Below are 22653 nucleotides of genomic sequence, written 5' to 3' on the forward strand. Positions count from 1 at the left end.
TCTTACTAGCAGCCAATTCTAGCCGCAGTTCATGGGCGGGCCCCGCCCAGTGGAACCGCCCTTGAGGAGAACGCGTGGTGTTGCAGGAGAAGGCGAGGCCCCGCACTGCGCCGGCGGCCGGCGTCGTCATTCTGCGCGGCGCCGTTCAGGCCATCGGCGAACTGCTGATCACCGCCGGCATCATCCTGCTTCTTTTCGTTGCCTGGCAGCTCTGGTGGACCAACATCGAATCCGACGCAAGGCAGAGCCAGGTCATCAAGGAGTTCGCACAGGAGTTAGGTCAACCGGCCCAGCCGTCCGCCGCTCCAGCAGCCCCGGCCGATGAGCCCGCGACCAGAGGGTTCGGTGAGCCTGTGGTGGGTACCGCGCCCCCACACGCCGGCACCATCGGAATTATCTACATTCCCCGTTTCGGTACCTCGTACACCCGGCCCATCGTGGAGGGAACCACGGACGACGTACTGGACACGCTGGGCCTGGGGCACTACCCCTCAACAGCCATGCCCGGTGCCGTGGGAAACTTTGCCGTGGCCGGTCACCGGCAGACCCATGGCGCCGTCCTGGACAACATCCACACGCTGGTGCCGGGAGACAGGATCTACGTGCAGACCAGGGACGGTTTCTACGTCTACGTGTTCCGCAACAACCAGATCGTGATGCCGCAGCGCACGGACGTCCTGGAGCCCGTTCCCACCGCTCCCGGCGTAAAGCCAACGGAAAGATACCTAACGATGACCAGCTGCAATCCCCGTTTCGGGGCCGAGGAACGCATCATCGCCTATTCCCTCCTGGACACCTGGCGTCCCGCATCTGCCGGACCTCCACCTGAGATCGCCGCCCAGGTGGCTGCAGCAACAGGGAAGGGATGAGCATGTACGCGTGGATTTTCCGCCACCTCCCCGGTCCGCTGTGGGTCCGCATCGTGACCTCCGTGGTGCTGGTGGCGGCCGCCGTGGTACTGATGGTCCAGTTCCTGTTCCCCTGGATGTCCGAATACACGTCCCTGACCGACTCAACGATTGGTTCCGCAAGCCAGCCATGACCACAACCAAGATCCTCGTAGTGGATAACTACGACAGCTTTGTCTACACCCTGGTGGGCTACCTCCAGGAACTCGGCGCCGAGACCACCGTTGTCCGCAACGATGACGTCACCTTGGCCGAGGCCGTCGAACTGGCCGGCACGCGTGACGGCGTGCTCGTGTCTCCCGGCCCGGGCAACCCCGCAGAGGCTGGCGTCTGCATCGACCTGATCAGGTGGTGCGGCGAGAACAGTGTCCCGATGTTCGGCGTGTGCTTGGGGCACCAGGCCCTGGCGGAGGCCTTCGGCGGCAAGGTCACCCATGCCCCGGAGCTCATGCACGGCAAGACGTCCCTGGTGGAACACATCGGAACCAGCGTTTTCGCCGGTCTCCCCTCCCCCGTCACTGCTACCCGCTACCACTCGCTGGCAGCGGTCCGGGAGACCATCCCGGACGTGCTGGAGGTCACCGCGCAGACTGCATCAGGGGTGGTTATGGGGCTGCAGCACAAGACGGCGCCGCTGTGCGGCGTCCAGTTCCACCCTGAGTCGGTACTCACTGAGGGCGGTTACCAGATGCTGGGCAACTGGCTTGAATCGTTGGGCATGAAGGGGGCTGCAGCCAAAGCCGCCAAACTGAGCCCGCTCATTCAGCACTAGCGTTGCGTACGCCGGATGTTCCGCATAGGGAATATCTCTCCTAGCCCTTCTTGGTGGCTGTCGGGCTGGGGGTGGGCGCGGGGGAAGGCGGCGGCGCCTTGGCCACCACGATGGTTACGGTGCTGCCCTGCTCAACCAGCGTGTTTACCGGCTCACTCTGGTCCGTGACACGTCCCGGTTGCACTTGAGCGTTCGCGGCCTGGATCACTGTGGCCACCAGGCCCAGCTCCTTCAAGGCAGCTTCCGCCTCGGCCCGGGTGCGGCCGCGGAGCTCCGGCAGTGCCACCTTGCCGGTGGATACCACCAGCTCTACAGCCGTTCCAACGCCGACGCTCTGGCCCGGCGCGGGACTGGTGGTGATCACCACGCCGGCAGGCACGGTGGCGCTGTTGGCGGTGGTGGTTGACGGGGCTCCGGACAGGCCAACTTCACGCAGCAGGTCACGCGCGGCGGCCTCGGTCATGCCGGGCAGGTTGGCCGGAACCTTGACGGCGCTGGGGCCCTCGGAGATGTTAAGGACCACTTCCGAGCCCGGCTCCAGGGACGTTCCCGAGGCCGGGTCGGTGCCGACCGCAACACCCTTTTTCACGGTGTCGTTTTGGGACCTGGCGATTTTGGGCCGCAGTCCGGCGTTGTACAGCTCCTGCAGCGCCTCCGACTCCGTCATGGCGGCCACCGCGGGAATCTTCACCATGGCAGCCGCGGGCTCCGGACGGTTGACGATGTTGTAGACCCAGAGGCCGCCTCCGGCCAGAACTAGCAGGGTGAATACGACCAAGGTGGCGATCCAGGTACGACGGCGCGAATCCTGCCGGGCTGTCCGCGAACGTTCCGGCGGGAGCCCCAAGGGCATGGCATCCGCCGCTTCGTGCCTCACCGCCGGAGGCCCGGAAACTGAAGTTCCGCCGTCGTCCGCGTATTCCCGGGAGGCAGCGAGGCGGCCGGTGGGAGGTCCCTCAAGGAAACCCGGGCCGGCCATTGCGAATGCCTCGGTGGGAGGGGCATCCGGAGTGGGCACATGGTCGTTGGGGTCCGTCTGGGCCTCGGACGCGGGCACCGGCGGGACCGGGATCCCGGCGCGGGCCGCGCGGAGGGCACGGCGGAACGCGGCGGCATCCTGGAACCTGTCCGCCCGGTTCTTCTGGAGAGCCTTCGCGAGCACCGTGTCCAGGGCGGGGGTGACCTGCGGGTTCAGGCTGCTGGGCGGCTCGGGGATTTCGCGGACGTGCTGGTAGGCCACGGAGACGGGGCTGTCGCCCACGAAGGGAGGCCGGTACGTAAGCATTTCATAGAGGAGGCACGCCGCGGAGTAGAGGTCGCTGCGCGCATCGACCGTTTCACCCCGGGCCTGTTCGGGCGAAAGGTACTGCGCGGTTCCCACCACGGCCTGGGTCTGGGTCATCGTTGCGGATGAGTCTGCCATGGCCCTGGCAATACCGAAGTCCATGACCTTGACGGAGTTGTCGCGCGGGCAGTGCATCACATTGGCGGGTTTGATGTCGCGGTGCACGATGCCGGTTTTGTGGCTGTACTCCAGCGCGGAGAGGACGCCCAGGCAGTAGTCGATGGCCTGGGCGATGGTGACGTCCTTGGCGCGGATCAGGTCTCGGATGGTCTTTCCGTCTACGAATTCCATGACGATATAGGGAACCCGGACATTGTCCTCCGAGCCGTCGTGGACCGTATGTTCCCCGGTGTCGTAGATGGCCACGATGGACGAATGGTTCAGCGCCGCCACGGACTGGGCTTCGCGCTTGAAGCGCGCCTGGAACTGGGGATCGCGCGCCAGGTCCGGACGGAGCAGCTTGATGGCCACTGTCCGTCCCAGGCGGGTGTCAGTTCCCCTGTAGACGTCCGCCATGCCGCCGCGGCCAATCAGCGCGCCCAGTTCATAGCGCCCACTGAGGACACGCTGGTTGTCCACCGGAAGGCTGTCCTCCCGGTGGAGCGGCGTGCGCGGGCTTTGGTTCCGAGGTGCTTCGTTCACGGCGGTTCCGTCGGTTACGGGGCGGCGCAGGTAGGCGGCGTGCCGGGCTCTTCACCCGTGCCGCACACGGGCAGGACGGAGCCGGCGGAGGGCGCAGCCACGGAGGAGGTGGTTGGCTCAGGCGTCGGCGCGGGCGCGGTGGTCTCGGGCGGGGCCACGGCGTAGACGATGGTAATCGGTGTTCCCTTGGGCATTTCCCCGGTGGGGTTGAGTTCCAGGACCTCACCCGGGGCAGCGGCGGAGGTCTCCTGCGGGATCACGGTCACCAGCAGCCCCATGGCGGCCAGCTCAGCCTGGACCTGCCGGTAATCCTTGCCCAGGTAGGCTGCGGGGATCACGTTGACCATCTCTTCGGGCTCTTCGGTGGGCGTAGGCGTATCCTCGGTGGGCGTGGGAGTCGGGGACTCCGGCGTCGGCGTCGGCGTGGAACTCTTGCTCGCCGCGCTGCTGGTGACAGCGCCAGTGGGGCTGTTCGCCGGGAACAGGACGCCCGCCTGGTTGAGGAAGAACCCAACCAGGGCGAACAGCAGCAGGATGATCAGCGCAATCAGCGGCCACGTCCACGGGCTGCGGCCCTTGCGCCCGGGCTCATCGGCGGGTTCGTCGTCGTAGGTGTCGTCTTCCTGGTCCCAGTGGCGCTCTGCGGCGAGGGCATTCGCGCGCGCCAGCGCGCCCTGGGGTCCCTGGCCATCCGCAGCTGCGGCTGTCCCTGCCGCGGCGCCGGCGGCACCGGCGCCCAGGACGGGAAGGGCCGACGTCGGCGTAGGGGAAGAGTCGCGGTGCGTACCAATGACGCCGGTGGGCGCAGTTGCGGTGTCCACGGGCGCGGTGATGGGACCGGTTTCGGCGTCGAACAGCAGCATGCCGGGGACGGCTGCCCGCGCCGCCCCGATGTCACCGTTGCGGATAGCCTCGGCTGCCTCCGCCAGCTTGATGGCGTTCGCCGGCCGGTTCTTGGGATCCTTGGCGAGCATTGACATCAACAGCGCGCGCACCGGTGCGGGCAGCGTGTCCGGCAGAGGCGGCGGAGCATCGTTGACCTGGGCCAGGGCGATGGCGATCTGGGACTCGCCGGAGAACGGCCGGTGCCCGGTGAGGCATTCGTAGCCGATGACGCCCAGCGAATAGATGTCCGAAGAGCCGGTGGCGGTCTGCCCCGTGGCCTGCTCAGGCGCCAGGTACTGGGCGGTCCCCATCACCTGGCCGGTCTGGGTCAGCGGCACCTGGTCCGCGAGCCGGGCGATGCCGAAGTCTGTGACCTTGACGCGGCCGTCGGGGGTAATCAGCAGGTTGCCGGGCTTGATGTCTCGGTGCACCAGGCCCTGCTCATGGGCCACTGAGAGCGCCCGGGCCGTCTGCGCAATCATGGACAGTGTGCGGTCCGGCGAGAGCACCTGCTCGTGCTCGATGATGCTGCTCAGCGGCTGTCCCGGGACCAGTTCCATGACCAGGTAAGCGGAGCCTTCTTCTTCGCCATAGTCGAAGACGTTGGCGATGCCCACGTGGTTCAGGAGGGCCGTGTGCCGGGCCTCCGCACGGAAGCGCTGCAGGAAGCCGGGGTCACCCGTGTATTCCTCTTTGAGCACCTTGATCGCAACGATGCGGCCCAAGACGAGGTCTTTGGCTTTCCAGACTTCACCCATGCCGCCGATCGCGATCCGCGTGGTCAGCTGGAACCTTCCGCCGAGGGTGATTCCGGTTGTAGGCCTCACTTATTCAACACCGCCTCAAAAATTCTCTTCGCGTTGGGACTGGTTAGCTGTGCGCCGGTGGTGATATCCACGCCTTCCATGACGATAGTGACCACCACCTGCGGGTCATTGGCGGGTGCGAACCCGGTGAACCAGGAATTGTTCGTTCCGTTGCCGAGTTCGGCGGTGCCGGTCTTGCCCGCCACCTGGACTCCCGGTACCGCTGCGCCCCTGGCAATGCCTTCCGATACGGCACTGGCCATCCACTCGGTGATCTGGCCGGCGATCTCCGGAGTGGTGGACGTGCGCAGCTGCTGCGGCTGCGGTTCTTCGATGATGCGAAGGTCCGGAGCACGCAGTGCCTTGACGAGGTTGGGCTGCATCTGCACTCCGTCGTTGGCGATTGCCGCGGTCATGAGCGCAACCTGCAGCGGAGTGGCCCGGACGTCCTTCTGGCCGATGGCGGACTGGGTCAGGCCGGGCTCGTCCAGCCCGTCCGGGAACCCGTTGCCGCGGGCGTAGCCTAGCTTCAGCTGGCCGCCCAGGTCCTGGCCGAAGCCGAACTTGGCGGCCTGTTCCGCGATGGCGTCGCGGCCCAGGTCCAGGGCGATGCTCGCGAAGGGGGTATTGCAGGACTGCTGCAGCGCGAACGCGAAACTGGCCTTGTCCCGGGTGTAGCAGTTTCCGCCGGCGTAGTTGGGGAGCTTGTAGTCGATGCCCGGGAACGACATTTCCGCCGGGTTGGGCAGTTCGCTGTCCGCGTCGTACTTGCCGGACTCCAGGGCGGCCGCCGTGTCCACGAGCTTGAAGACCGAGCCAGGAGCCAGCAGGGCGCCCGTGGGGCCGCTGACGTTCTGGTTCAGGTTGATCCCAGGGACCTTGACGAGTTCCGCCATGTTGGCCGCTTCTGCTCCCGGATCCTGGGTAGCCACCAGGTTGGGGTCGTAGGAGGGTTTGGAGACCAGGGCCAGGATGTTACCGGTCTTGGGATCGGTGACCACGATGGATCCCCGCTGACCGTCCGGAATAAGGCTGTAGGCCAGCTTCTGGAGCTCGGAGTCGATGGTCAGTTCCACCGAGGCGCCCTTGGGCTGGTTTCCCAGGAAGAGCTGCCCCACCCGGTCCAGGAACAGCTGGTCCGAACTTCCGGCGAGCTGTTCACCCATGGTGCGCTCCAGCCCGGTGGCGCCGAAGTTCTGCGAGAAGTACCCTGTGATGCCGGCATAGAGCTCCGGCTGGGGGTAAGTCCGCTGGAACTTGCAGGACTCCGAGCCTTCCACGGACTCTGCGATCGGGGTTCCATCCACGACGATGGCACCCCGGTCATTGCAGTAGTTCTGGAGGATGGCGCGCTGGTTCCACGGGTTGGCCTGGAGTTCATCTGCGCCCACGACCTGGACGTAGCTGATGGCTCCGAAGAGCAGCGCAAACATGGCCACAGCTGCGACCCACGAATTCCGGATGGCCTGGTTCATGCGCTCTTCACCGTCTCGGTGGGGGTATCGATGCCCAGGGGTTCGCCGCCTTTTGCCGGCGGCAGCGGGGTGGTGTCCACGGGCCCCCGGGCAGTATTGGAAATCATCAGCAGCAGGCCCACGATGATCCAGTTGGCCAGCAGCGAGGAACCCCCGGCAGCCAGGAACGGCGTGGTCAGACCGGTGAGCGGGATCAGGCGCGTCACGCCGCCGATCACCACGAAGCACTGCAAGGCAACAGCGAAGGACAGGCCGCAGGCCAGGAGTTTGCCGAAGGCATCGCGTGTGCCCAGCGCCGCCCGGAAGCCCCGGGTGAACAGCAGAAGGTACATCAGGACCACGGCAAAGAGGCCAATGAGGCCGAGTTCCTCGCCTAATGAAGCAATGATCATGTCGCTGTTGGCGAACGGCACCAGGTTGGGGCGGCCCTGGCCCAGGCCGGTACCTACGAGACCGCCGTTGGCCATGCCAAAGAGCCCTTGCACGATTTGGTGGCTGCCGCCGGGTGACCGGCCGTAGACCTCCTCGGTAAAGGCATTCAGCCAGCCGTCAATCCGGAGTCCAACGTGGGAGAACACCCGCGATGCCACGAAACCGCCGCCCAGGATGAGGGCGACGCCGATGACCACCCAGCTGATCCGGCTGGTGGCCACATAGATCATCACAATGAACAGGCCGAAGAACAGGACGGAGGAACCGAGGTCCCGCTGGAAGATCAGTACGCCGATGCTGACCAGCCAGGCGGTGATCATGGGGCCCATGTCCTTGAAGCGCGGGAACTGGAGCGGTCCGATCTTGCGGCCCGCCAGGAGGATCAGGTCCCGGTTGGATGAAAGATACCCAGCGAAGAATATAGCAAGGGTGATCTTGGCGACTTCGCCCGGCTGGAAGGTCATGGGACCAAGGCGGATCCAGACCCTGGCGCCCAGGATTTCGCCGGCGCTGATGCCCGGGATCAGGGGAAGGATCAGCAGCAGGGCGCTGGCTGCCAGCGAGATGAAGGTGAAGCGCCGCAGGATGCGGTGGTCCTTGAGGAACCAGATCACGGCGATGGACACGGCCATGGCGATCAGGGTCCAGCGCAGCTGGTTGTTGCCAGTGTCGCCGCCTGGCTCATCGAGCCGGTGGATCATGGCGAGCCCCAGGCCGTTAAGGGCCACCACGAGCGGAAGCATTACCGGATCGGCATATTTTGCACGCAGGCGCAGGGCCACATGGAAGATGAAGGCTGCCACGGCCAGGAGGCTCGACTGGAACCAGAAGTCCGAGTCGAAGGCCTTCTCCTGATCCACGCCCACCAGCATGTTGGCACCGATGCCGACGGCCAGGGCGAGGAGGAGCAGGGCAAGCTCGACGTTGCGGCGCGGCTTGATGGCGGTACTGAGCTGGCTCACTGGCCCACCTCGCAGGTCACGGCAGGGCTGGGGGAGGGCGCGGGCGTGGTGGCCCCGGCGGATGGCTTGGCGGTGGCAGAGGGTGCCGGTCTGGTTGCAGTGGCCGTGGGAGCGGCCGTGGGGCTGGGGGAAGCCGCCGCAGTGGGGCAGCCTTCCTCCGGTGACGTGGTGCCGGTTAGTTCGAGGTTCTTCACGATCCGTTGCGCGTCATACAGGTCGCTGGCAGGTACCGTCTGCCGGACCCGCTGCTGGGAGAACGGAGGCAGGGAGTCCACGCGGATATCCGTAACGGCCTCCAGTGTGGACAGCGGAATAGGCCCGAGCCGCTGGGAGACACCGTTGAAGATGGCCACCCGCGAATCGAACTCACCGATGTAGTAGCGGGTCTGGGTCCACGCATAGCCCAGCCACAGGCCGGCAGTGAGCGCGACCAGGAGCGCCGCCGCCACGGACCACGTGACCCAGCGACGGGGCTTGGCGGGCTCAAGGATTTCATCAGCTTCCCCGTTGGGCTCGGCCTTGTGGGTGAGGACAGTGGCCGCACGGCGTGCCACGGTACGTCCGGCGATGCTGGGAATCGACCCGGATTCGGCGGCGGCCGCCGCTGCCCCCACCAGTTCATGCGGCCGGGAGGCCAGTTCCTCGCGCAGCACTTCGGCTGAGAGGTGTTCGCCCAGGTTCGGGTCCGTGGCCCCTACATCACCGGAGGTGGCGGTCGGGCTGCTGCCCTTGCCGGCCTTGTCGGCTGCGGCGTCCGGAGTGCCGTCCTTTGCGCGGCCGTCCCGGGCTTCTGCGGCGGGTTTGCCGTCACCGCCGGCTGCCTTGGCAACCGCAGCCGCCGCGGCGGCGCTGGCCGTTTGAGAAGGAACGACGTCGACCGCGGCCGTGCGGACGTCGTCGTGCGTTTCCTCCACGATCTCCACCATCACCACGGTGACGTTGTCCGGTGAGCCAGCCTCGAGGGTGAGGTCCACCAGTGTTTCTACGCATTCGCGGAGGTCCTTGGTTTCGCGGACCGTTCGCTCCACCGCGTGTCCGGCAACGTAATTGAGTCCGTCGGAGCAGAGCAGCCAACGTTCTCCGGGCTCCACGTCGAGGGTGTCCAGGTCCAGTTCGGGGCTGGCATCCACATCGCCCAGGACGCGCATAAGGACGTTCTTGTGCGGATGGGATTCGGCTTCTTCGGGGCGGAGCCGGCCTTCGTCGATGAGGCGCTGGACGAACGTGTGGTCGACGCTGATCTGTTCGAACTTGCCGTTGCGGAGGCGGTAGGCGCGGGAGTCGCCGATGTGGGCGAAGTGCAGTTTCCCTTCTGCGAGGAGCAGGGCGGTGACCGTGGTGCCCATGCCGGCAAGCTTGGGATTGACGTGGACCAGTTCGGAAAGCAGCGAGTTGGCTGTCTGGATCTCGTCAGCCAGGGTGGTGGAGGCCTCGCCTGCGTAGTCTCCGCGGTCAATGTGGATCATGTCCAGGACAGTCGCGGCAGACGCGACGTCGCCGCCTGCGTGGCCGCCCATTCCGTCCGCCACCACGGCAAGGTGGCGGCCCGCGTAGGCAGAATCATCATTCTTGGACCGGATCCGGCCGACGTCCGAGCGGGCGGCGAAACGCATGATGAGAGGCCGCCCTGCGGGCGCTTGCCCGGTGGCAGGGGTCTCGGGGACAGCCACGGCTATGGCCTCAATTCAATGACCGTCTTGCCGATCCTCACGGGAACGCCGGGCTCCACAGGGAGGGCACGGGTGAGCTGCTGGTCTGCAAGGTAGGTCCCGTTGGTGGAGCCCAGGTCCTCGATGAACCAGCGGCTGCCCTGGGGGAACAGCCTGGCATGGCGGCCGGAGGCGTAGTCGTCCTCCAGGACCAGCGTGGCCTCCTGGGCGCGTCCTAAGAGGATCGGGCTGGCTGCGAGGGGAAGGGTGGTGCCCTTGAGCGGACCTTCAACCACCACAAGCTGGTGGGCCTGCTGCTTTACTGGCTGCGGAGGCGCTTCGGCGAGCTCCGGATGCTTACGGACCTCGCGCGCAGTTGGCGTCCCGGATGCTGCCTTGCGGCCCACCATCAGGTCCCTGCGCATGGCCGAGACGATGCTGAAAACAAGCACCCAGAGCAGCAGAAGGAAACCGAACCGCAGTGCCGTGATGGTGAGGTCGCTCATGCGCGGCCCCCGGAGCTGGCGGGAAGCAGGCGGAAGATGATTTTTGTCCGTCCCATCGTGATGGTGGAGCCGTCAGTGAGCTCGGTGCTTCCGGAGACCCGCTGGCCATTGACATAGCTTCCGTTGGTGGAACCCATGTCAACCGCGTGGGTCACGCCGTTCCCGGTGCGGATCTCCAGATGGCGGCGGGACACACCGGTGTCCTCGATCAGGATGTCAGCCTCGGAGGACCGGCCAAGGACTATCGACGGTGCGTTCAGCGAATAGCGCTGGCCATCGATGTCCAGCACGGGCTGGAGGCGGACCGGCGGGCGGCTGGGGGCCGCCGGCATCATGGGCCGCGCGGAGCCGGGCGAACCCGGGGAATTCTCGCTGCGCTCGGTGCGGGAGACGATTTCAAAGTCCCCGCCGCGGAGTTCTTCCTGCCGGCGGAAGGAAATGCGGACCGGCCCCTGCAGCGTGTAGCCCTGGCTGCGGACGTGGTTGATGACAACGTCGCAGAGTTCCTCGGCGAGGGGCGTGCCCCATTCCTGTGCCCGGGCGAAGTCCTCCCCGCTGAGCTGCACGTCAAAGACGTTGGGGGCCAAGGTCCGGCCTGCGGCAACCGTCAGTGCCTTGTGATCCACTTCCCGGCGGAGCCTGCTGGCGATTTCCACCGGTTCAACCTGGGCTTTGGAGCCGGTGGAGAAGACGCCCCGGACAGCCTTTTCAATGCCGCGTTCAACTTTGTCCAGCAAACCCATGGTCTTCTCCTTTCCCCCCGGCCGCGGGGCATTATTGGCGGTGGAACTGCACACGTGGTGTAGCCCGTGACTCTGCCGGAAGCCTGCCATTGGCGGGCACTCCTACATCCGATAGTACTGGGCGGGCCTGTGAATGACCTTAATTCCAAACGGCCGGGCGCCGCCAAAAGTTTGGTGTTCCCGGCCGCCGAGCTGACCGGGCGGGCCGTGCTGGAGCCCGATTGGTGTTTTGCGGCAAGTGTCCGTTATGCTTGATCTCGCTGCTTTTGCAGGGCGCGGATCGGGAAACCGGACGCGAACAGTGAAAGAAGTTGCGCGCGAGTGGCGGAACGGCAGACGCGCTGGCTTCAGGTGCCAGTGTCCGAAAGGGCGTGGGGGTTCAAATCCCCCCTCGCGCACGCAACGATGTTCCAGGACATCATCACAAACACCCCCGGTCTACGGACCGGGGGTGTTTTGGTTTTTGGGACGGGTTATGCGATCGGACGTGCGCTCTCGGGCTGCCACCATCCCATGTTCGGATTGATCACAAATCGCCGGCCCGTCACCTCGGTAGGTGTGATGCGGACCAGCCTTGCCTTCTTACCGGGTTCCCACTGTGCCAGGCCGAAGGGCACCTCCGACGGATCCACCTGTTCGGGCGTCCCCTTGACAATGACGCTCCACGCGATAGTGCCGTAGTCGTTCAGACCGTCCGCCTCCATGACAACCGGCGAACCGGCCGCGACTGCATCGAGCTTGGTTCCGGGTGCGGTGCGAAAGAGGATGGTGGAATGGTCCGGCAGGAAGTTCACCGGAAAGATTTCCGGTTTCCCGCCGCTGATGACCGCGAGCCTGCCGATCGAGGAACTTTGCAGGAAGGCCCAGCAGTCATGGAGGCTGAGGTTTTCCGTGTCCGGATGGTCTGCTGGGTTGTTCATGGCCCGAGACTACCTACGCCGGGAAGGCGGCAACAGGGTCCTTTGTCCTGCCCTTTCCCGGATTTCTGCGGGCCAAGGATCGTGCGGGGTTATCCCCACTCCGGGTCGCGAGCATGGCCGGAAGCGGCTCCGGCGGCCCGCTCGGCTGCTGCCAGCGATTCAGCGAGGGCCGCCACCGCCGCAGGATAACCGGGATGTGCGCTGCCCGCCAGCAGGTCAGCGTCCCGCATCGCCCTGATCAGCGCTGATGTTTCCGGCAGGCGCACGTCCGTGATCCCCGGGTAGTCGATGGCACAGGCCGGGTCCAGTTCGTAACGCCGCCACCGTGCCAGCAGTTCCTGGTGCTGCACCTGCGCCGCCCGGTGGAGGGGAAGCCGCAGTCTGGCGTTCCGCCGTTGTTCACGCCATTGCGCGAGTCGAGGGGCGCCGCGGTAGGCTGCTATCCCTGCCGCTGTGGCTGCGAGGCCCAGCAGGAGTCCTGCCGGCGGCGCCATGAGCGTGGGGATGAGCAGCGCGGGAATCGCAACCGCTGCGCCCAGGAAAACGTCCCAGAAGAGCTGGTCCGGGCGTTCTGCCATTGTTCCGTCACCGGCATGCCGCCGCACCACCAGGGCAGTACCGGCCACACTGGCCAGCAGGACCGTGCCGCACAGGACGAAGACCCATGCACCCTGGAACACGAGCTGAGCGGTGGACATTCAGGACACCTCCATTGCCCACGCCCGGTCAAATGCTGGCTGGGCTGGTAATTCCATTGCATCCCGTGCTGCGCCCCGGGTCAATGGGGACGAACCACCACAGTCCGGTCAGAGTCCGGCCAGAAGTCCTGCGGCGCCTTCGAGTGCTCCCGGCGCCAACGAGTAGTAGGCCCACGTCCCCCTTTTGTCGCGGTGCAGCAGCCCGGCGTCCACCAGGGTTTTCAGGTGGTGGGACACGGTTGGCTGGCCCAGGCCGAGCGGCTCCGTAAGATCGCAGACGCAGCGTTCCCCGGTCTCGGAGGATTTGACAAGGGAGAGCAGCCGCAGCCGGTTCGGGTCGGCGAGGGCCTTGAAGAGGCGTGCTGCGTCCGCGGCGGCCGGGGCGGACAAGGCATGTCCTGCCTCCGGCGGACAGCAGGTGGTCCTGGGATCCTGGACTGTTGGGGCGGTCATGGCCCCATTATCCCCCAAATCGACGCCCATCAATATATGCGGCGGGTTAATTATCCGCCTGGTGGGGCACCACGACGTCGTCGGCCGCTTTGCCGGCCGTGGGGAACAGCAGCAGGACCAGGCCCAGTCCTACCGCTCCGCCGGCTGCCTGCGCCACGATGTAGCCCGGGACCGAACCGGGTGCGATACCGGCAAACGTGTCGCTGAAGATCCGGCCCACGGTCACGGCGGGGTTCGCGAAAGAGGTGGAGGACGTGAACCAGTAGGCGGCGCCAATGTAGGCGCCCACCGCCGGTGCCGCCAGCATGCCCCGCGACGTGCGCGCCAGCGCGAAGATCAACAGGATGAGTCCCGCAGTGGCCACTACTTCGCTCAGCGCGTGCGCTCCGGTGAGGCGGTCCTTGCCGGAGAAGGAGGTTCCGACGTCGAACATTGCGTTCGCGAGCACGCTGCCGCCGACGCCGCCGGCCACCTGGGCGGCGCTGTAGAGACCCGCTTCGGACAGGGTCAGCCCTGCGCCGTTGCGGCGCCCCAGGAGCCAGTCCGCCAAAGAGACCACCGGGTTGAAGTGCGCCCCGCTGACGGGCCCGAGCATGAGGATGAGGATGGTAAGCCCGAAAACGGTGGCCATGCTGTTTTGCAGCAGCTGCAGGCCCACATCGTTGGGTGAGAGCTGTTCGGCCATGATGCCCGAGCCCACCACGATGGCCACGAGCAGTCCGGTTCCGAGCAGTTCAGCGGCGGCGCGGCGCCAGAGCGGCGGTTGGGAAGAAGTCATGCAATACAGCTTGACCCCTCGAGTTACCTCAGTCAAACTTGAGGCAATGGAACTTGAGGAAAATTCGGCCTTGGAGGAACGCGTGGCGAAACACGCGGCCCTCGCCGATCCCGCGCGCCTCCGCATCGTGGACCTGCTGACCCTTGGAGACCTCTCGCCTTCTGAACTGCAGGCCGAACTCGGAATGACATCCAACCTGCTGTCCCACCACCTGCGCACGCTGGAACAGGCAGGCATGGTTACCCGCGGCCGGTCGGAGGCGGACCGGCGCCGCACGTACATCCGGCTCGCTTCCGGCGCGCTGGAAGGGCTGGCCCCCGGAGTGACGCACGCGGTGCGGAGGGTCCTGTTCGTGTGCACGGCCAACGCGGCCCGCTCTCAGTTGGCCGCGGCCCTGTGGGGCCGGATGAGCGGGATTCCGGCGGTGTCGGCTGGCACGCATCCCGCGGAGGCTGTCGCGGCCGGCGCCATAGACATCGCATGGCAGCACGGGCTGCGGCTGCCGGACGCCGCACCGCAGCACCTTGACCAGGTGGCAGGTGCGGACGACTTTGTTGTCACTGTCTGCGACAACGCCCACGAGGAGCTGCCGTCCCTTCACGCGGTCCACTGGTCCGTCCCGGATCCGCTTCGACGCAACAACAGCCAGGCTTTCGCGGAAACCTACCGGGACCTGGAATCCCGGATCGCCGGGCTGGCGCCCCGCCTGAAGGCCGCCTAAGCACATATTGACATTCATCGATGTATCCGGCGATACTCGCTGTATCGATCCTCATCAATATCCTGCGGGGACGGCAGCGGCCGGGTGTAGCCCATATACAGCACTACAAATCAAGGAGAAGTCCATTGACTACTGAAACAGCCAGAAAGCCGTCCGTCCTTTTCGTCTGCGTACACAACGCAGGACGCTCCCAGATGGCCGCCGCCTTCCTGACCACCTTGGGCAAGGGTGCCATCGAGGTTCGCTCGGCCGGATCCAAGCCTGCGGACAAGATCAACCCGGCAGCCGTGGAAGCCATGGCGGAGCTGGGCATCGACATGTCCGCCGAGGTTCCCAAGGTCCTCACCACGGAGGCCGTCAAGGAGTCCGACGTGGTGATCACCATGGGTTGCGGCGACGAGTGCCCGTACTTCCCGGGCAAGCGCTACGAGGACTGGGTGCTGGAGGATCCGGCCGGCAAGGGCGTGGAGTCGGTCCGCCCCATCCGGGACCAGATCAAGTCCCGCATCGAGCAGCTGATCACCGAGCTGGTGCCGGCGCAGCACGCGGACGCCCAGTAAGCCTTCCCGAGGAGACACCATGAGCAACGAACAGCTGATCATCGTCGGTTCCGGCCCGGCAGGCTACACGGCGGCAATTTACGCGGCGCGGGCGGGGCTGCGGCCCCTTGTCCTGGCCGGATCCGTAACCGCCGGCGGCGCGCTGATGAACACCACCGAGGTGGAGAACTTCCCTGGCTTCCCGGGCGGCATCCAAGGTCCCGAACTCATGGACGGGCTCCAGGAGCAGGCCGAGAAGTTCGGCGCGAGGGTAGTGTTCGACGACGCCACGTCCGTTGAGCTGACCGGCCACCTCAAGCGCGTGGTCACCGGCGCCGGGGAGACTTACGAGGCCCCCGCGCTCATCCTGGCCACCGGCTCCGCCTACAAGGAACTCGGGCTCCCGGAGGAGAAGAAACTCAGCGGCCACGGTGTGTCGTGGTGTGCCACATGTGACGGCTTCTTCTTCCGCGAGCAGGACATCGTCGTGGTGGGCGGCGGCGATTCCGCCATGGAGGAAGCCACCTTCCTGACGCGCTTCGCGAAGTCCGTGACCGTCGTCGTGCGCAAGAACGAACTGCGTGCCTCGCGCATCATGGCCCAGCGCGCCAAGGACAACCCGAAGATCAGCTTCGCCTGGAACTCAGCCGTCACCGCCATCCACGGCGAGGACAAGGTCACCGGCGTCACTTTGACGGACACCCGCACCGGCGAAACCCGCGAGCACGCGGCCACCGGCCTGTTCGTGGCAATCGGGCACGTGCCCCGCACCGAACTGCTCACCGGCCAGGTGGACCTGGACGCCGAAGGCTACATCAAGGTGGATTCGCCCACCACGGTCACCAACCTCTCCGGCGTATTCGCCTGCGGTGACGCGGTGGACCACCGCTACCGGCAGGCCATCACCGCGGCCGGAACCGGCTGCGCCGCCGCGCTGGACGCGGAGCGCTACCTGGCCGCACTGGAGGACGCGGACAGCATCGCCACCGCACTCGTCGAGGAACCCACCCACAACTAAGGAACCGCCATGAACGGACAGAACAACCTTCGAGTCGCCGTGATCGGTGCCGGTCCGATAGGCCTGGCCGCCGCGGCACACCTGCTGGAGCGCGGCCTGGAGCCGGTCGTCTTCGAACAGGGCACGACGGCGGGCGCGGCCATTGCCCAGTGGCGGCACATCCGCCTGTTCTCTCCGTGGCGTTTCAACCTCGACGCCGCAGCGGTGCGGCTCCTGGAGGCCTCCGGCTGGGAAGCGCCGCGGCTGACGGCGCTTCCCTACGGCGGCGAGCTCCTGGACAACTATCTTGGCCCGCTGGCCAACCTGCCGCAGCTTGCATCCCGGCTGCACACCGGGGCCCGGGTCACCGCCGTGACACGGCAGGGCCTGGACAAGACCCACGTGAAGAACCGGGATGCTGCCCCGTTCGTGGTCCGGGTTCAACTCGCAGACGGCTCAACGCAGGACCACGCGGTCTCAGCAGTCGTTGATGCCTCCGGCACCTGGTCCACCCGAAATCCGCTGGGCACGTCCGGCCTGCCAGCGATCGGGGAAGAGGCCGCGGCGGACCTGATCTCGTCGCCGCTCCCGGATGTCCTGGGCCGTGACCGTTCCAGGTTCGCGGGGCGCACGGTGCTGGTGGTTGGCGCCGGCCACTCGGCGGCGAACATGCTGACCAACCTCGCGGACCTGGCGAAGGAAGAGCCCGGCACGCGCCTCCTCTGGGCCATCCGCGGCGTATCCGCTGACAAGGTATACGGCGGCGGTGACGCTGACGGGCTGCCCGCCCGGGGCCAGCTGGGCTCCCGGCTGCGTCGCCTCGTCGAGGCGGGCCGGATCGAGCTGCAGACCGGGTTCGGAATCGCGTCACTAACCTCCTCTGGATCGGGCGTCACCGCCGGTGCGGTGGACGGCCGCACCCTGGAGGCCGACGTCGTCATTCCCTGCACCGGCTTCCGCCCCGACCTCGGCATGCTCCGCGAACTGCGCCTTGATCTGGATCCCGCCGTGGAGGCGCCGGTGCAGCTCGGACCGCTGATCGACCCCGAATTCCACTCCTGCGGAACAGTCCCGCCGCATGGCGCGAAGCTCCTGGCCCACCCGGACAAGGACTTTTACATCGTGGGCATGAAGTCCTACGGCCGCGCCCCCACCTTCCTGCTGGCTACCGGCTACGAACAGGTCCGCTCCGTAGCGGCGGCCCTGGCTGGAGACCGGGAAGCAGCGGACACCGTCCAGCTGGAGCTTCCGGAAACCGGCGTCTGCTCCACGGATGCCGGCACCAGCTGCGACGTTCCCGCCGGGGACCCCCGCGGCGGGGAAGCGGACGCAGGATGTTGTGGCGCGCCGGAGCCAGTCCTGGTCGGCTTTCCCACCGGACTGGTCCACGGCCGCTCGGGCACCAACTGACACGACGACATCCGCGGCGTGTGCTGCAGCTTCGCCAGGAACCGGCGCGCGGCTGACGGCTTGCGGGTAGCCTCGAACCCATGAGACTCAAAATGTGCAGCATCCACGTCACGGACCCCGCCGCCGCCCACGAGTTCTACACGGGAACGCTCGGCTTCGAGACATTGATGGCCATGCCGGAACACAACCTGTTCATCATCAAGGACCCCGGTGCGGGCGAGAACGCAACGGGCCTGTTGCTGGAACCCAGCGACAACCCCATCGGCGCGGACTACATGAACGCAGTGCACGACGCCGGCCTGCCGGCGATCGTCTTCGGCGTGCCGGACGTCCGGGCCGAGTATCAGCGGCTCGTGCAGGCCGGCGTGACGTTCAAACAGGAGCCCGAGGAGAGTCCGTTCGGCGTCACGGCGGTGTTCGACGACGGGTGCGGCAACTACATCCAGCTGCACCAGGACTGAATCCTACCGAACACGAGAGGCTTGTCCCCGGGTCACTGCCTTCAAAGCCGGATCCGTGAACAAGCCCCTGGTTCGCGGGTGCCTACCTCGCCTTGCGGGCTTCCTTCTTGGCGGCTTCTTCCTTGACGCGCTGTGCTTCGGCGCGGACGGCGGCGTGCGTGGCGCGCTCGGTGACCAGCCACTGAGGGGGAGCCTGGAGCAGCGCGGTGATTTCCGCCGTCGTCAGCGCTTCCTCAACGCCGCCGCGGGCCAGGCCGCTGATGGAGATGTTCAGCTTCTGCGCCACCACCGGGCGGGGGTGCGGGCCGTTGCGGCGGAGTTCCGCGAGCCATTCCGGCGGGTCGGACTGGAGCTCGGCGAACTCTGCCCGGGTGATGGTGGATTCCTGGAACTCCTGGGGCGTGGCGGGCAGGTAGATGCCAAGTTTCTTGGCAACGGTGGCCGGCTTCATGGACTGGGAGTTTGCAGAGGTCATGCTTCAAGGGTATCCGGGCGGACGGTACTGTGAAGACGTGCCCGCCGACCCCATGCCCCCAGCCGCCCCCGCCCCCGCCGATCCGCCGCAGTCCGCCGCGGAGGACGCGCCCCGGGTCCTCCGGATTGCCTACGTTGCCGGGGTTACACCCGGCAAGTGGATCCGCAGGTGGGAGGAGCGCATGCCGGGGGTGCCGCTGGAGTCGTTCATGTCCGACGACGGCGCCAGGGCCGCCCCGGTCCGTGACGGCCTGGCTGACATGGCGTTCGTCCGGCTCCCCATAGAGCGCGAGGGCCTCAGCGTCATTCCCCTGTATGAGGAACAGCCCGTGGTGGTGGCGCCCAAGGGGCACGAAATTTCGGTGTTCGAGGAAGTGGCCCTGGCCGACCTGGAGCAGGAGTCCTTCCTGGATGCGGCGGCGCTCGGCGGGCCGGAACCTGCGCTGCAGGTAGTCGCCAGCGGTGCGGGGCTGGTGATCCTGCCCATGTCCGTGGCGCGCCACTTCAATGTCAAGGACACCGTGGCGCGGCGGCTCACCGGAGCCGACGTCACGGAGATCGCGCTGGTATGGCCGGCGGACGCAACCGATGAGGTCATCGAGGAGTTCATCGGGATTGTCCGCGGGCGAACGGCCCAGAGTTCCCGCCAGCCGTCCGCACAGCCGGTCAAGGTGAAGAAGGAACCCAAACCGGACCGGCGCGGAACCGGAACAAAGAAGGCACCCAAGGTGGCGCAGCGGTACGCCCCCAACCCGGACAAGGGCCGCGGCAAGGGCTCACGCAAGAAGGGTAAACGGTAGGCCCGTACTAGTAGCGGTTCCGCTGGGCAGGCCGGCCGGTGCGGGCCTGGCGCGCCTTCCGGGCGCGCATGATGCGGCTGATGACGGTGGGCAGCAGGGCGAAAAGCAGTTTCTTCATGGCGTTGCTCCTTGGTTTAGGACGGGGAAACCGAGGGCCGCCCTTCCGGACGGAAGAGCGGCCCTCGGTGGTTCCTTCTAGCTGTGTTGGATGTGGTCTTTGGCGTTGGTGGCGCGGTCCTTGACGTCGGTGGCGGCGGTTTGGCCTTCGGCTTTGACGTTTTGGGCGGCGTCGGTCGCGGCGGTTTTGACGTGGTCCATGGCTTCTTGTGCTGGTGCTTTGAGGTCTTCGGCCATGTTTTTGGCGGCGTCGGTGACCTGGGTGGTGAGGGGTTCGGCGGCGGTTTTGAGCTGGTCCGCGGCCTGGCGTTCCTTGTCCGTGGGCGGGATCAGGGAGGAGACGAGCATTCCGGCGCCGAAGGCGATCAGGCCTGCGGCCAGGGGGTTGCCCTGGGTTTTGGCTTTGACCTGTTCCGGTGCGTGGGAGACCGCGGTGCCGGCGTCGGAGAGCCGGGCGGTGACGGTGTCCTTGGCGTCGTGGAGGGTGCCGGTGGTGTGTCCGGCGCCTGTGTGCATGGTGTCCTGGACGCGGGTGGTGGCGTGGTCTGCTGTGCCCATGATTTTCTCCTTCACGCCGGTGAGGGCCTCTTTGGCCTTGTCGGTTTGGCGGTGGACGATGTTGGACGGGCTGACTTTGTCCGCGACGGCGTCGACGTTGGTGCCCAGCCGGGCGCGGGTGGCTTCTATGTCGGAGCGGATGGCGTCCGGGTTCTCGTTGGTCATCGGTTTACCTCGCCTGGTTTGAGGGTTGGGGGGATTTCGGAGAGTGTTTCGCCTGTTTGGGGCAGGCCTTTGATCTGTTTGAGTTCCTTGCGGCCGATCGAGGCCAGGACTGCGGCGGTGATGCCCCAGATCACGGCGAGGATCACGGCTGCCCAGCCCAGTGGCATGATCGCGCCGAGGGCGAACATCAGGGCCAGGGAGAGGAAGAGCAGGACGAAGTGTCCGGCCACGCCGGCGCCGGCGAGCATGCCGCCGCCTTTCCCGGCGCGGGTCGCGGACTGTTTGGCTTCGGCCTTGGCCAGTTCCACTTCCTGGCGCATCAGGGTGGACAGGTCACGGGTCACTTCACCGAGCAGGTCCCCGAGCGAGGAGCTCTCAGCTTTCTGGTGCGCCGCACTGCCCTGCTCCGTCCCGGCAGGAAACTCCGAATACTGGCTGCTCACAGGTGCCGTCCTTCCTGCGTCCCGTACGGGTCGCCATCCGCCCGGGTGCCGCCGGCGAAGGGGTCGTCTTCGTAGCGGAGGGGGGTGTCCTGGGCTGTACCGGACGGCAGCGTGGAGGTGGAGACGGGTGCGCCCGAGCCCACTACCGGTTCATCGAACAAACCGGCGTCCGTTCCGGCTGCGAAAACGGTTTCCTGCCTGATGCGCTCCTGCTGCGGCTGGTAGTGCCGGGGCGTGGTGCCTTGGCCAACCTGCGCGGATGCCTGGGTTTCGGGGGCTCCGGCGGCGAGGCCGCGGGTGAGGCGTCCTGCCAGGACGCCGGCTCCGGCTGCGAGCAGGAGGAAGGTTCCGGGGCGGTTCCGGGCGAAGGACTGCACCTCGGTCAGGAGTGATCCCGGGTCCCGGTTTTCAAGCCAGGTTGCCAGCGAGGAGGTACGCTGCGCGGCTTCGCGGACCAGGTCCGAGGCGACGCCCGGCTGGTCCGGGGCGGCGGCCATGCGGTGCAGCTCGCTGGAGATGTTCCGGATCCCTTCGGCGGCCTTCTGCTGCTGCGCTCCGGCCTGGCTGCTCAGCCCGGTCCGGGCCTGCTCCAGCAGGTCCTGGGCGCTGGCCTTGGCCTCGGCGGCGACGTTCGCCGCTTCCTCCTTGGCCGTGGATGCCACATCCTGCGCCGCGGACTTCGCCTGGCCGGCCACCTGGGAGGCCTCCTCCTTCGCAGCATCCTTCTTGGATCCGCCGGCGGTTCCGGGCGAGTCAAACGTTCCCGTGGTGCCGGCAACCGGGGCCGCGTAGGTCTCCGGCGCTACACCGGTCTCTGTCCCGTACGGATCTGCCGCGTAGGGGTCAGTCGTGGCGGGCTTGGGGGTCTGGGGCCATTGGTTCTCTGTCATCGGGCTCTCTTTCAGGAAATGTCAGCTGGCGATCAAGAACCAGCAGTGCTGGCGGTTAGTAAGCAAGGTTACTAATCCGATACTAAGCACACTTCCCATTTGATGCGCAAGGGGCTTGCCGATCTGGATCCGGAATGGCACCTCCACTTGCACCCATGATGGTAAGCATGCTTATTGTAGAGGTGTAGCGACGAAGGGTAACCCTCCACCTACAGGAAGGCTGGGAGAATGACCAGCGATCTTGATCCGGACGCCCGGGACAGCTATCGCCTGATCACCGTGGCGGCCCGGTTGGTCCAGCGGCGCCAGGACGACGCCCTGGCACACCTTGGCCTGACCCGCGCAGCCGTCATCGCCCTCGAAGGGCTTGCCGGCGGACCATTGAACCAGGAGCGCCTCGCAGAGGCCGTCAGGGTCCAGAGCCAGACCCTGGGACGGGTCCTTGCCCGGCTTGAGTCCGCCGGCCACATCACCAGGCACCGTCAGCCCACGGACCGGCGCCAGTTCAAGGTTGAGCTGACCGACGCCGGCCGGGCAGCACTCGAAGCGGCGCGCCAGGCGGAAGCCAACGCCTACCCGGACGATCCCTCCATCGCGTGGAAGGTGCTCCGGGAGGAGCTCTCCAAGTTCGTCCGGGCCCTGCCCGTTGGCAGGACAGCGGGAGTTGTCCCGCTGGTGCAGCCCGCAGACCGGGGACATCCCCACCGGCCGGACCCGCACCACCGGCGCTTTGGACGCCCCCGCGCATAGGTCGGGGTTAAGTTCCCGGGGCTATGCGCCGCAGGCGTCCTGCAGTGCCTTGACGGAGTCTGACGGCACCCGGTCTCCGGACTCCGCGATCTGGCGCATCGGCGTCGTAATTTCGGCGGGGAGCCCTGCCGTCGCGGCGGCATCCACGAGGCCGCCCAAAACCTGCTTGTCTGAGGCGCTGACCAGGCCGTCCTTGATAACCGCGCAGATCTGGCGGTTCACTTCGTCCGCAGCAGCAGAAGCTACCTTGGACGCCGCCTCGCTGGCCGCGCTGCCGGCCGCATCCCCCACGGCACCGCACCCCGTGAGGAGAAGGAGGGCGGCAAGGGGCACGGCGGCAAGGCGGAAGTTCAT

Annotated in this window: 26 protein-coding genes and 1 tRNA gene; 11 read left to right on the forward strand and 16 right to left on the reverse strand. The window is 66.7% G+C overall.

Annotated elements, in window-relative coordinates; all coding sequences use genetic code 11:
• Window positions 1-74: 74 nt before the first annotated feature.
• The 3 genes from ACIQCN_RS06700 to ACIQCN_RS06710 are packed head-to-tail and all read left to right on the forward strand — an operon-like array spanning window position 75 to window position 1680.
• Window positions 75-869, forward strand: coding sequence for a class E sortase (locus ACIQCN_RS06700; RefSeq protein ID WP_400610057.1), 795 nt, complete (start codon window positions 75-77; stop codon window positions 867-869).
• Window positions 870-871: 2 nt separating this feature from the next.
• Window positions 872-1042, forward strand: a complete 171-nt coding sequence (locus ACIQCN_RS06705; protein WP_400610059.1) for a hypothetical protein — start codon at window positions 872-874, stop codon at window positions 1040-1042.
• A complete protein-coding gene (locus tag ACIQCN_RS06710; RefSeq protein ID WP_400610061.1) occupies window positions 1039-1680 on the forward strand; it encodes an aminodeoxychorismate/anthranilate synthase component II in 642 nt (213 codons plus the stop codon). The genes ACIQCN_RS06705 and ACIQCN_RS06710 overlap by 4 nt, the downstream gene beginning before the upstream one ends.
• Window positions 1681-1720: 40 nt before the next feature.
• On the opposite strand, the gene pknB is transcribed toward ACIQCN_RS06710, so the two are convergent.
• From pknB to ACIQCN_RS06745, 7 genes are all read right to left on the reverse strand, one after another.
• The gene (gene pknB, locus ACIQCN_RS06715) at window positions 1721-3604 is read right to left on the reverse strand and encodes a Stk1 family PASTA domain-containing Ser/Thr kinase (protein ID WP_400610277.1); all 1884 of its coding nucleotides are present in this window, start codon (window positions 3602-3604) and stop codon (window positions 1721-1723) included.
• A 77-nt stretch (window positions 3605-3681) separates the two neighbouring features.
• A complete protein-coding gene (locus ACIQCN_RS06720) occupies window positions 3682-5379 on the reverse strand; it encodes a protein kinase (protein ID WP_400610063.1) in 1698 nt (565 codons plus the stop codon).
• Window positions 5376-6833 (reverse strand): peptidoglycan D,D-transpeptidase FtsI family protein, encoded by a 1458-nt coding sequence (locus ACIQCN_RS06725; protein ID WP_400607029.1) that lies wholly within the window; start codon window positions 6831-6833, stop codon window positions 5376-5378. The genes ACIQCN_RS06720 and ACIQCN_RS06725 overlap by 4 nt, the downstream gene beginning before the upstream one ends.
• Window positions 6830-8227 (reverse strand): FtsW/RodA/SpoVE family cell cycle protein, encoded by a 1398-nt coding sequence (locus ACIQCN_RS06730; RefSeq protein ID WP_400607027.1) that lies wholly within the window; start codon window positions 8225-8227, stop codon window positions 6830-6832. Before ACIQCN_RS06730 ends, ACIQCN_RS06725 begins: the two co-directional genes overlap by 4 nt.
• The gene (locus ACIQCN_RS06735) at window positions 8224-9897 is read right to left on the reverse strand and encodes a PP2C family protein-serine/threonine phosphatase (protein WP_400610065.1); all 1674 of its coding nucleotides are present in this window, start codon (window positions 9895-9897) and stop codon (window positions 8224-8226) included. Before ACIQCN_RS06735 ends, ACIQCN_RS06730 begins: the two co-directional genes overlap by 4 nt.
• Before the next feature lie 2 nt (window positions 9898-9899).
• The gene (locus ACIQCN_RS06740) at window positions 9900-10382 is read right to left on the reverse strand and encodes an FHA domain-containing protein (RefSeq protein WP_400610067.1); all 483 of its coding nucleotides are present in this window, start codon (window positions 10380-10382) and stop codon (window positions 9900-9902) included.
• Window positions 10379-11125 carry an FhaA domain-containing protein gene (locus ACIQCN_RS06745; protein ID WP_400607019.1) on the reverse strand — a complete coding sequence of 249 codons (747 nt, stop codon included), beginning with the start codon at window positions 11123-11125 and terminating at the stop codon, window positions 10379-10381. Before ACIQCN_RS06745 ends, ACIQCN_RS06740 begins: the two co-directional genes overlap by 4 nt.
• Before the next feature lie 315 nt (window positions 11126-11440).
• Between ACIQCN_RS06745 and ACIQCN_RS06750 the strand changes: the two genes are divergently transcribed.
• Window positions 11441-11523 (forward strand) — tRNA-Leu (locus ACIQCN_RS06750).
• Between the two features lie 75 nt (window positions 11524-11598).
• Here ACIQCN_RS06750 and ACIQCN_RS06755 read toward each other — a convergent pair.
• From ACIQCN_RS06755 to ACIQCN_RS06770, 4 genes are all read right to left on the reverse strand, one after another.
• A complete protein-coding gene (locus ACIQCN_RS06755; RefSeq protein ID WP_400607017.1) occupies window positions 11599-12045 on the reverse strand; it encodes a pyridoxamine 5'-phosphate oxidase family protein in 447 nt (148 codons plus the stop codon).
• 89 nt (window positions 12046-12134) lie between these two features.
• Window positions 12135-12743, reverse strand: a complete 609-nt coding sequence (locus tag ACIQCN_RS06760; protein WP_400610068.1) for a hypothetical protein — start codon at window positions 12741-12743, stop codon at window positions 12135-12137.
• Window positions 12744-12851: 108 nt separating this feature from the next.
• Complete coding sequence (locus tag ACIQCN_RS06765) at window positions 12852-13196, reverse strand: ArsR/SmtB family transcription factor (RefSeq protein WP_400610070.1); 345 nt, start codon at window positions 13194-13196, stop codon at window positions 12852-12854.
• A gap of 46 nt (window positions 13197-13242) precedes the next feature.
• On the reverse strand, window positions 13243-13974 hold the full coding sequence (locus ACIQCN_RS06770) for an aquaporin (protein WP_400610072.1): 732 nt from the start codon (window positions 13972-13974) through the stop codon (window positions 13243-13245).
• Between the two features lie 46 nt (window positions 13975-14020).
• On the opposite strand from ACIQCN_RS06770, the gene ACIQCN_RS06775 reads away from it, so the two are divergent.
• The 5 genes from ACIQCN_RS06775 to ACIQCN_RS06795 all read left to right on the forward strand — a co-directional run bounded on the left by ACIQCN_RS06775 (window position 14021) and on the right by ACIQCN_RS06795 (window position 18102).
• Window positions 14021-14695 (forward strand): metalloregulator ArsR/SmtB family transcription factor, encoded by a 675-nt coding sequence (locus ACIQCN_RS06775; RefSeq protein WP_400610074.1) that lies wholly within the window; start codon window positions 14021-14023, stop codon window positions 14693-14695.
• A gap of 125 nt (window positions 14696-14820) precedes the next feature.
• Window positions 14821-15255 carry an arsenate reductase ArsC gene (locus tag ACIQCN_RS06780; RefSeq protein WP_400607007.1) on the forward strand — a complete coding sequence of 145 codons (435 nt, stop codon included), beginning with the start codon at window positions 14821-14823 and terminating at the stop codon, window positions 15253-15255.
• A 19-nt stretch (window positions 15256-15274) separates the two neighbouring features.
• Entirely contained in the window at window positions 15275-16252 is a 978-nt protein-coding gene (gene trxB / locus ACIQCN_RS06785; RefSeq protein WP_400610076.1) for a thioredoxin-disulfide reductase, read from the forward strand.
• Window positions 16253-16261: 9 nt separating this feature from the next.
• Window positions 16262-17641, forward strand: coding sequence for an FAD-dependent oxidoreductase (locus ACIQCN_RS06790; RefSeq protein WP_400610077.1), 1380 nt, complete (start codon window positions 16262-16264; stop codon window positions 17639-17641).
• An 80-nt stretch (window positions 17642-17721) separates the two neighbouring features.
• Window positions 17722-18102, forward strand: a complete 381-nt coding sequence (locus ACIQCN_RS06795; protein WP_400607000.1) for a VOC family protein — start codon at window positions 17722-17724, stop codon at window positions 18100-18102.
• Between the two features lie 82 nt (window positions 18103-18184).
• On the opposite strand, the gene ACIQCN_RS06800 is transcribed toward ACIQCN_RS06795, so the two are convergent.
• Window positions 18185-18577, reverse strand: coding sequence for a DUF5997 family protein (locus ACIQCN_RS06800; RefSeq protein WP_400610079.1), 393 nt, complete (start codon window positions 18575-18577; stop codon window positions 18185-18187).
• Between ACIQCN_RS06800 and ACIQCN_RS06805 the strand changes: the two genes are divergently transcribed.
• Window positions 18576-19376 carry a LysR family substrate-binding domain-containing protein gene (locus ACIQCN_RS06805; RefSeq protein ID WP_400607434.1) on the forward strand — a complete coding sequence of 267 codons (801 nt, stop codon included), beginning with the start codon at window positions 18576-18578 and terminating at the stop codon, window positions 19374-19376. The genes ACIQCN_RS06800 and ACIQCN_RS06805 overlap by 2 nt on opposite strands.
• 195 nt (window positions 19377-19571) lie before the next feature.
• On the opposite strand, the gene ACIQCN_RS06810 is transcribed toward ACIQCN_RS06805, so the two are convergent.
• The 3 genes from ACIQCN_RS06810 to ACIQCN_RS06820 are packed head-to-tail and all read right to left on the reverse strand — an operon-like array spanning window position 19572 to window position 21549.
• Entirely contained in the window at window positions 19572-20216 is a 645-nt protein-coding gene (locus tag ACIQCN_RS06810) for a DUF3618 domain-containing protein (RefSeq protein WP_400610081.1), read from the reverse strand.
• The gene (locus tag ACIQCN_RS06815; protein ID WP_400606442.1) at window positions 20213-20659 is read right to left on the reverse strand and encodes a phage holin family protein; all 447 of its coding nucleotides are present in this window, start codon (window positions 20657-20659) and stop codon (window positions 20213-20215) included. The genes ACIQCN_RS06810 and ACIQCN_RS06815 overlap by 4 nt, the downstream gene beginning before the upstream one ends.
• Complete coding sequence (locus ACIQCN_RS06820) at window positions 20656-21549, reverse strand: hypothetical protein (RefSeq protein ID WP_400610082.1); 894 nt, start codon at window positions 21547-21549, stop codon at window positions 20656-20658. Before ACIQCN_RS06820 ends, ACIQCN_RS06815 begins: the two co-directional genes overlap by 4 nt.
• Before the next feature lie 228 nt (window positions 21550-21777).
• Between ACIQCN_RS06820 and ACIQCN_RS06825 the strand changes: the two genes are divergently transcribed.
• Entirely contained in the window at window positions 21778-22299 is a 522-nt protein-coding gene (locus ACIQCN_RS06825; RefSeq protein WP_400607880.1) for a MarR family winged helix-turn-helix transcriptional regulator, read from the forward strand.
• A gap of 21 nt (window positions 22300-22320) precedes the next feature.
• Here the strand turns inward: ACIQCN_RS06825 and ACIQCN_RS06830 are convergent, their stop codons facing one another.
• Entirely contained in the window at window positions 22321-22653 is a 333-nt protein-coding gene (locus ACIQCN_RS06830) for a hypothetical protein (RefSeq protein WP_400610084.1), read from the reverse strand.

Source organism: Pseudarthrobacter sp. NPDC092424 (genome assembly GCF_044754925.1).
Classification (GTDB): Bacteria; Actinomycetota; Actinomycetes; order Actinomycetales; family Micrococcaceae; genus Arthrobacter.